The sequence below is a fragment of the Mucilaginibacter sp. P4_E8 genome, assembly GCF_056401495.1.
Genome location: NZ_JBFUJG010000188.1, coordinates 1 through 7,742 on the forward strand (window position 1 = coordinate 1; position 7,742 = coordinate 7,742).

A 7,742-nucleotide genomic window follows, 5' to 3' on the forward strand; every position below is an offset into this window, starting at 1 on the left:
GGGACCGATAGCAATGAAAAAGGCAATGGCTGGGCCAGTGTAAAAGGGAAAACAGARAACGATCTGATGAAGCTTTCCTTCAAACAAGTGTTTGCATTTCGCCCTGGTTTTATTAAACCCATAAAGGGATTATCACATACACACAGTTATTATAAATACATTAATTGGATGTTCCCTATTGGCCGTGCTTTATATCCCACCGGATTTTGTACGCTGCAAGAACTGGCGCTGGCTATGATCAATGTGACTAATCGGGGTTATAGTAAAAAGGTTGTGGATGGAAAGGATATTATTTTACTCGCTAAAGCCCAGTAAAGTTTTTCATCTGTTAAGTAATTATCTCTTTAGTAATAAGAAAGCCCCTTGTACTGAGTGCAAGGGGCTTTCTTATTACTGTGATAACATGATTATTTTGGCTTCAAAGAAGATGAGTTAATGTTCCAGCTAATACCAAGCGCAACACCTGTGGATTTAAGATCTACACGACCGTTCCCAATTCCTGTAAGCGGAAGCTTAACATAAGGTTGTATTACTGTACTAAATTTAGAGTTGATTTTACGCTCATAAGTGGCATTAATATTAAGCACACCAAGCCAATGTTTGTTACGGTTATCTATCTGGATATCATATGAAGGTAACCCACTTTCATACGCATAATCAAAACGATAATTCTCCCTTAGCATAATGTACGATGACAATCCCGTACCAAATGCAAAGGCATTTTTACCTTTTGAGTAAAACCGGTAATTAACATTTATCGGTATATCCAAAACCTTGCAATTAGCCGCTACGTTTGTTGGCAAGTCGGCTACTGCCTTACCTTGCCAAAGTGCTGAATTGTATTGACCGCCACTTGCCTCATAAGGCTTAATTGCATAGGCTGCACCCGTAGATACACTGAATTTTTTTGACAGGTGTACTGCAACCTGTAAGCCAAAATTTGTACCTACCTGGTTTCTGTTAAACGAATTAACAGCATTAATATCAGGTGCTGCCAATATACTTAGCGTAAAACGCGGCCCGGTCCTTAATATCGGCTTAATTGAAGCTTTTTCTGCTTTCTCTTTTTTTACTTGCTGAACAGGTGCTGTTACGTTAGTAGCAGCTGTATCAGGTTGCGCGGTTACTGCCAGGTTATTTTGTGTTTGGTTCTCGGTTGATGCTATTTTTGAAGGATCAACTATATTATTACTTTTATTAATAGCGCTATCATTATTAGTTAAATTATCCTTTGACGTTTTAGCTATTGCCGATGGTGTTTCTGTTGCCTGTTGTTTTACATTACCAGGAAAATAACGGCCATTCCGGTTAGCAGGTAAGGATGATCCCGATCTCTTTTCCTGACTGTGCACACTATTACTACCCAAACTTTCATTTCCAGCCGGAAGATGCGAAATTGAATCTTTAAATGGCTTACTGGTTTGGTCGTTATTATCTTGAGGTTTAGCTTTGCTTTTAGAATATAATTTTTTTTGTGCTGAATCTGTTTTGTCGTCTTTATTAAAGAAAAATAGTCCAATAGCAAGCAGTAAGATAGCCGCTATAGCTGATGCATAATAGATACGCCTCATCATGACTACTCTTTTGCTGGGTTTATTATCCAGCAGCCGTTCCATAGAAGTCCAATCCTCCTCACGAAAAGCAATATGATCTTCAGAGCCGGATAACCCGTCTTTGAATAGCTGATCTAATTTATTTTCGTTTTTCCCCTTCATCTCATTATTAATTCAATCAAATATGACATTCCAATACTGATAGCACTTATGGCAACAATTTTATGCATAGAGTTTTCAGAATTGTTATCCGGGAGTCGTCCGGAATTTATTACCATAATTTTTAATTTTTCCCTCGCTTTAAACAGGTTTGATTTTGATGTTCCGGTACTGATATTCAGTTTGGATGCAATCTCATCGTGCGAGAACCCCTCAATAGCAAATAAATTAAATACCGTGCGGTAAGCATTGGGCAGTTGCTGTATCATACCTAACAGATCGTCATAGTTAAGTTTTTGATCGGGCAGATCATTATGACCAATTTCTTCTGCAACTTCCAGGTCATCAGTAAGCGATAGCTTCAAGTTACTTCTGTAATAGTCTACCGAGGTATTCATCATTATACGGCCAACCCATGCAATAAAAGGCCGGTCGGTATCATATTTATGCAAATTAGTGAACACTTTTAAAAACCCCTGGTTCATAATTTCTGAAGCCTCATAACGGTTACCGGCATAACGCAGGCATATACTCATAGCAAAACCATAGAATGCTTTATAAAGCATTTTCTGATCTTTTCTGCTATGCTGCAAACAGCCGGCAATTAATTGTTGAAGTTCCGCTTCTCCCATATAAAGGGGCTAATGGGTTAAAGTTTATTGCTATTTATTTTATTTATAGTCATCACGTTAGCTAATATTAAAAGGTTGCCCGGATTTTTTATTTTTTTTAATAAAAGCTAAAAATCAATCAAGAAAGATAACTATTAGTAGATGGATTAAAAACGGCAAATATAAGTGTTAACCATGAATTTATTACGGTGATGTTATTAATAAAAATCATAACAGCGGCGTGACCCGGCAAATTTACGATAGGTATCTGAGCGGGATGGAAGGGTGGTTTCGTACCCGATGCTTCCTTCGGATGAGCCGCTTGTGTTACTGTAATTTAAGCCCCCGGCAGGTGCGTCATGACTTACGCCTAAACGTAATTTTTCGCCTCCATCTCTATTAATAAACAGATCAAATATAAGTGAAACCACAACCGCACCCGGCCCGCCTGATCCACTTGTACGATACCACAAACCTGCGTTGATGCTTTTACGTTTAAATTGCAATCCTGCATTTACTGATTGTGCGCTTGCCTGTTTATATAAAATAACCGAAGGGATCAGAAATGATTTTTCATCCTCATCAAGATTCGCGTCAGGGTTCAGGTCAAGGCGATAGCTCATATGGGCTGTGCCACGCATCGGTAATTTGGCTGGTGTACCTGTAAATGATTCATTTGGCCGGTTAACGTGCTGTAATGCACCGCCAATATTAAAACTGCTCACGGCAAGGTTAATTCCTAATCCGGCATCAAAATAAAACCTGTTATCAAAAAGCGGTGGTTCTGCAGATGTTGGTGTACCCGGAATATAACCAAACTGCGGATCTATCTGATCGCTAAACACCAGCCTGCTATAATTAACCGAGCGGTTGGTGATACCCGCTTGTAAACCAAACGATAATACAAAATCATCAGAACCAACACTGTAAGAATATACTCCTGCAATATTGTTTTTTACAAGCCCGGCGGCACCTTCGCTTCCACGGGTAAATATCAACCCAATACCTCCGCCAAATTGCGGTATATTATAATCAATAGATGCGGTAACGTAATTAAATCCACCAGGTACCGATGTAAACTGATTACGGTAGATCAGGTTCATACGCAGATCGCCCTGAAACTGCCCGTTCAAAGCCGGGTTAAGATATACCGGCGAATTAAAAAACTGTGAATACATGTGGTCCTGGGCAAATATTTGCGGGCCCATGAGCAGCAATACAAAAAATAAAATATACCTCTTTGTCAAATTATGCATTTGCTACCTTATTAAATTTATTGTTCCCGTTCTTTTAGGCAATGAGTTATTATAGGTCATGCCTTTCCACTCGGTACCATTTATAAATGTTGCAGAAGCCTGCCAAATGTAAACCCCCTGTTGTACAGGTGTGCCTTTAAATGTGCCATCCCATCCGTCGCCATCAACCGGGGTTCCTTTTGGGTCTGCTAATTTTGAGGTTTCCCACATCAGTTGTCCGTAGTTATTATATATCTGCAAATGCCAGCTTTTAATCCCCGAGCCTTTAGCCGTAAATTTTTGGAGCTCGGTAGTGCCACTGGTTGGCATAAAGGCATTAGGCAGGTAAAGCTGGCCCGGTATGCCCGTAATACGTACTTTGTGTGTGATCGTACTGTCGCAGCCTCCTTTGGTGGCTGTAAGTGTTACTTTATAAATACCTGTATCTCTGTAAGTATGTTCCGGGTTTTGATTGTTTGATGTTTGTCCGTCTCCAAAGTCCCATTTCCATCCGTTGGCCCCGCCGGTAGTTTGATCTACAAATGAAAAACGGTAATTAGGTATGTTGATCACCGAATCTGGTTTGGCCGAAAATGCAGTAAAAGGCGGCGGATTAACCGTGATCAGCGCATTTTTACGCAATGTAGCTGTACATGATGTAGCTAAATTGGTAACTACAAGTGTAACGGTATAAGATGAATTACTATACGTATACAAGTGAGCCGGAGGGTTTTGTACTAATGCGTGCGGGCTTCCATCTCCAAAATCCCAGTCATAACTGTAGGAACTGGCTTGTGTATTTCCGTCAGGTGCCTGGGTTTCATTATTAAAGGTGACTAATAGGTTTCTACATCCCGTAGTAGCATCGGCCGAAAAGTTAGGTATAGGTAATGGATATACTTCAACTACATTCAGTGATTTATCTGATTCTACTTGCGAGCAATTGTTGGCCGCGCTTATGGATACATAAAAAGTACCTGGTTGGGTAAATGTATAAGGTAGGATGGTACCCAACGGACCGGCATCCTTGTGGTCAATTGCATTCCCATCTTTATCATATATGTTATAGATAAACTTTTCGCCGCCGGTAGAAGCATTTACAAAACTGGTGGAAAAAGGATAGCAGCCCTTATTCTGATTATCTTTTATAAACGTAATGGCCTCAAAAGTTGGTGGTGATACTGTTATGGGCCATTCAATACTTTTCTGAGTGTTATTACAAAATCCCTCGGCTACCATATATAACTTGTACTGTTTGGTAGTGGTTGGGTTTAAAGCATTAAAAACAGCCGCACTTTTATCCGTTAAAATAATAGATTGAACCAGATCGGTCCCGTCATATAAATAATAAGTATAACTTTTATTGGTTCCCGGCGATTTATTATCAACCGTTAGTACATATGGGGCACAGGCGGTTAGCTGCCCCGGTTTAATGAGTGCAACTGGTAGTTGAGGCCTTACAGTTATGGTTACAGGCGATGCCGAAACCACGCCGCATGCATTTGTTAACAGGAGGTTTACCGTATAAATTTTATCCTTACCATCAGGATCGGGTTCAAAAGTATGAGGCGGGTTAATTTCGGCTGATGTGGTATTATCGCCAAAATCCCAGGTAAAGCTACTGTTTGCTAATGGCGACGATGTATTGTTGAATTGTACGGTTACAGGTCCGCAACCCTCTGTTATATTAGCGGTAAAGCTTGCTGTTATTTGATTTGGTGCAACAGGAACCGTTAGTACGAAACTATTACCATTACAATTGCCTCCAATAGCTTGAATTACATAGGTAACTACACCTGCATTTTTAGCGTCGGTATTGGTAAGAATGTCATTTATGACAGTGCCGCTGCCGCTTGATGCGTAGCCCGTTATAAATGCTGATGTTTTGTCGGGGTCAACCGTCCATGAAAAGTTACTGTTAGGTTTTAACGCATCTATATGGTAATTAACGGCGGTGCCAGAGCATACTGTAGCAGCAACCGAAGGACTTGTGATTGAATTTTGTGGTTCAATAGTTACAGTAACAGTACTTATTACTTTATCACAAGGTGCAGGCAACGATGTGGTGCCCGTTAAAACAATAGTTGCTGTTCCGGCAGCAATTTCGGCCGCCGAAGGGGAGTAGCTTGTAGATAGTGCATCCGGAGCGCTAAACGTACCTGCCCCAGACCAATGTTGTGAGATTATAGTACCGTTTTTAACCTCTCCTCTAACTATCACGTCTGCTCCTGCGCATATATTTACTTGATCGGCAGTAGTGGTAAGCGTTGGCGACACCTGGAAATTTAAATGCTGGGTTGCCGTAGCCGGTGCACCACAGCCATTCTTTGCTACAACCGTAATTGCATAGTTAGCCGCGTCTTTAAATAATATTTGAGGGTATTGCGAGTTTGCTGTTGTCCCGCCGGTAAACTCAAAAGCTCCACCTGTTACCGTCCATACATAGGAATCTGGTTTCAGCTCACCAATACCCGTTAAAGTAGTGCGGGTAATGCCTGGGGAGTTATTAAATTTAAATGTTTGATTAATGCCGCATATTGATGCATCACCAGATAATTGAGCTACCGGAACATCATCTACAGTTATAATTTGCTCCGTACCCGTAACCGGGCCGCAGCTTTTCGTATTTATTACCAGGTTAACCCGGTAAACGCCTGCCTTGGTAAAAATAAAATGTGGTTCGGCGCTGGTGGCATCAGTATTATCAGCAAAATTAACCGGAGCCGGACCAGAAACCAACCATGAAAAAGTATTCGACACATCGCAATTGGCATCAATTACTGAAGTATTGGCAGGTATTAAGGTCAAGGGGCCACAACCAGTTTTTACAGGGAAATTAAATATAGGCTTAGGCGGGTTTTGAATACATATATCTGTTGAAACACTGGTCGGCACGCATGATCCGGCCGGGTTTTGCATTACAAGCCTAACAGTATGTTTCCCAGCTGTACTGAATGTATAAACGAATGGTTGAGTTGCGCCGTAGTTTTGCGCTTTGGGGTTTGGGTCACCGTCTACATACCAGGCGTATAAAGCATTAGGGTTAATACAACTGCTTGAGTTTGTGCTGGGGTCTTCACCGGGGTAAGAAGCATTATTAAACGTGACCGGAGTATTAACGCAGGCGGCATCTACACTTACAAATTTATTTACAGGAGGGGCTATAACCTTTGCATAAGTAGTTACCGGTGTACCTACACTGCCGCAATAAGTACTTGCTGGCTGCAGATCCACTTCAAAAACATTCTTTTTTCCGTTGATATTATTTCCGCAGGATGACTCGGCATAGGTATGAGTTACTTTACCACCTTGTGCTATAATATCACAAAGCGCAAGCTTACTGGAAGCACCGTCGCCCCATTTTATATTATAAATAATACCAGGATAATTATTTTGTATACCGGTTGCCGATGTTATATCAACATTAAAAGTTAAAGCACCCCCATTAGCTAAACAAATTGTAGTACTACCAGTAACACCAAAACTGGTATTTACAACATTATTCAAAAGCAGGAATGATTTTGTGCCTATAATACCATTACTGACTGCCTTAACAGTAACTGTGTAGTTTGCAGCTTTTGCATTAAATAGGGTACTGGGCGAAAGCGTGGCTGTACCACCTTCGGCCGTTTGCGCCAGATCATTAAAAAATGTAACAGTTGCTGATGCCCCTGACGAGGACTCATTCAAAAAAGTATATGCGGTTGTTCCGTTTGCTTTACCATTACACGTACCAAACACTTCCGGATATTGCGGATTAATGATCTGTGAGCTTACACCGGCTACAACACCTGTTGCGCTATTGATGGCAAAGGCCGTTGAGGTTGTGCTCGTAACTACAGGAGCGGTTGAAATAACCCTTACTTTATAACCGCTGCCGGCAGGTGTTCCTGCGGGAATGGTGCCGTTTATAAACGTAGCATAAAAACCGCTTATACTGCCTATCTCTTTTTGTGCACCAAAATTGCCGTTGGCGTCAGACAGATAAAGTCTATATGCATTAGTTGTAGACAAACAACCCGAAGTAACATCAACCTTTATAGGTACACTGATGGTTGAGCCCTGACCATATGGGCCGGCATCAACACTTCCAATGGTAATGGTTTGTGCCGTAACAACCAAAGTCAATAAGTTAAAAATTATTAAAAAAAATAATTTTTTAGAAAGGTTTATGTCCATTAAGC

The 7,742-nt window shown here is 41.0% G+C and carries 5 protein-coding genes; 1 reads left to right on the forward strand and 4 read right to left on the reverse strand.

Annotation, left to right across the window (positions count from 1 at the left end):
- On the forward strand, positions 1 to 315 hold a 315-nt coding region (locus tag AC1DRQ_RS28110), incomplete at its 5' end, for a Rossmann-fold NAD(P)-binding domain-containing protein (protein ID WP_477428925.1).
- A gap of 92 nt (positions 316 to 407) precedes the next feature.
- On the opposite strand, the gene AC1DRQ_RS28115 is transcribed toward AC1DRQ_RS28110, so the two are convergent.
- The 4 genes from AC1DRQ_RS28115 to AC1DRQ_RS28130 form a co-directional block, all read right to left on the reverse strand.
- Entirely contained in the window at positions 408 to 1,715 is a 1,308-nt protein-coding gene (locus AC1DRQ_RS28115; RefSeq protein WP_477428927.1) for a hypothetical protein, read from the reverse strand.
- On the reverse strand, positions 1,712 to 2,344 hold the full coding sequence (locus AC1DRQ_RS28120; protein ID WP_429392628.1) for an RNA polymerase sigma factor: 633 nt from the start codon (positions 2,342 to 2,344) through the stop codon (positions 1,712 to 1,714). Before AC1DRQ_RS28120 ends, AC1DRQ_RS28115 begins: the two co-directional genes overlap by 4 nt.
- 197 nt (positions 2,345 to 2,541) lie before the next feature.
- Positions 2,542 to 3,579, reverse strand: coding sequence for a PorP/SprF family type IX secretion system membrane protein (locus AC1DRQ_RS28125; RefSeq protein WP_429392630.1), 1,038 nt, complete (start codon positions 3,577 to 3,579; stop codon positions 2,542 to 2,544).
- A gap of 3 nt (positions 3,580 to 3,582) precedes the next feature.
- Complete coding sequence (locus tag AC1DRQ_RS28130) at positions 3,583 to 7,686, reverse strand: PKD domain-containing protein (protein ID WP_477428930.1); 4,104 nt, start codon at positions 7,684 to 7,686, stop codon at positions 3,583 to 3,585.
- Positions 7,687 to 7,742: the final 56 nt, after the last annotated feature.